1 protein-coding gene is annotated in these 1,917 nt (G+C 46.5%); it reads right to left on the reverse strand.

Annotation, left to right across the window (positions count from 1 at the left end):
- Positions 1 to 1,702 (reverse strand): glycosyl hydrolase family 18 protein (locus R7Q38_RS22900; protein ID WP_318114401.1); only part of this gene is annotated, 1,702 nt, incomplete at its 3' end.
- Positions 1,703 to 1,917: the final 215 nt, after the last annotated feature.

Here is a 1,917-nt window from a genome sequence, read left to right on the forward strand (position 1 = left end):
AAGCACCGTGCAAGTCGTAAGACATGATGTTTACGTAGTCTAAGTACTTAGTTACATCGAAGGTTTCCATACCGCGTAGCAAGTAACCAGACGATGGCGCTGCGATAGTCAGCATGTAATGCGTACCATCTTGAGCAGAAGCTGCATCTAGTTTTTCACGAAGTACTTTCATCAGCTCTTGGTAAGAAGCCCATAGGTACTGACGACGTGGTTCCATGAAGTCTTTGTCGTAAGGGTTACCAGCACCAGCCATTGATGTTGGGTATTCGTAGTCGATATCCAGACCATCGAACTTGTACTTACGCATCATTTCAACTGCAGAAGCTGCGAACTTCTCAATGCCAGCATGGTTTATAGAACCATCAGCATTGGTCGTCATTGTGTAGAAGCCACCATCAGCAACACGATCGCCATTTGCATCGAAGTGACCGCCAGTTTCAGCCCAACCACCAATCGAGATTAGCGTCTTAACATCGTGTTTTTGCTTGTAAGTTGCTAGTGCACCAAAGTGACCTTTGAAACCAAGCGTAGGATCGACTTCAACACCTGGCCATGTTTTGCCAGTTGCAGCGTTGTTCGGATCATTAACATCGCCAACGTTCACTTTACCGTCAGAACCGATGCTCACAAACGCGTAGTTGATGTGAGTTAGCTGTTCCCAAGGAATGTCTTTAACAAGGTAAGTCGATTGTGGGTCGTCACCTGCGCGCCAGCTCGTGAAGTAGCCGATGACACGACGTGGGTGATCCGCACCCATTTTCTCACGACCTTCTTCGTCGTAGATTGAACAGTAAGGTACGTCCACGCCTGTTGTTTGGTAAAGACCGTCAGGACGACAGTTAGATGCCACAGCACCACCATTTACAGTTAACGTAGCAATTGCAGAGTCTGTGCTTGCACCTGCGTTATCTGTCGCTTTCGCGTATACCGCTAGAGCGCCCGCTTTTGAAGGCGTTACGTCTAGTGTGTAAGGGGCAGCTGTTGCTGTGCCAGCTAATGCGCCAGCAACGTAGAAGTCAACTTTAGCAACGCTACCATCCGCGTCTGCTGCGTTAGCAGTAAGCGTAACAGTACCGCCTAAGTCGATTGAAGTAGCTGAAAGCGCAACATCCACTGTAGGCGCTTCATTACCTGGTTGAGCTGAAGCAATCGTAAGCGTTACTGAACTTGCAGTACTTACCGCGCCAGCGTCATCATAAGATTTAGTTGAAAACTCGTGTACGCCTTCAGTTGCAGTCCAAGATGCAGTGAAAGGAGCCGAAGTAGACTGACCAACTAAAGCACCATCAACAAAGAATTCAACTTTGCTAATTGTGCCATCAGTGTCTGCAGCATCTGCGGCTAGGTTAACCACTTCACCAGCGGTGATAGATGCCGACGCAGAAGGAGCGGTTAGAGTCACCGTCGGGATTTCATTTTGTGGTGGATCAACAGGACCTGTTCCATCACAAGCACCAAGAGATTCCCACTCGCCCCACTGGCCAGCTTGTGCAGGGTTATTGTTTTGCGTCCAGTAACGCGCTTTGTATGCGTTACCTTCGTGCTGAACTTGGTCGCCGCCATTATAAACTTTTGACGAATCCCAAACTTCTAGAGGGGCACAATCAACCGCTGCGTAGCTGTTGAAGGCCAATAGACAAGATGCAGTCAGCGTACTTAGCGTAAAGACACTTTTCACTGCTTTCCCGTTTTTAAGGTGCATAATCGCTCTTCCTTAAGTTATTGTTAAAACAATATTAAACGTGTTTGAAACAACACGTTCTTACTTTTATTTCGACGTAAAATAACTTAAGTACAAGTTGGAAATTTCACACTATGTATTTGCGAGTTTTCAACACCACCTCTCAAGAATCCACTAAATGGTTGCAACAAAATACCTATTATTTGGCACCAGTAACTAATTTTATAATCCGAATA

The organism is Vibrio sp. Vb0598 (assembly GCF_033338935.1).
Lineage (GTDB): Bacteria > Pseudomonadota > Gammaproteobacteria > Enterobacterales > Vibrionaceae > Vibrio > Vibrio alginolyticus.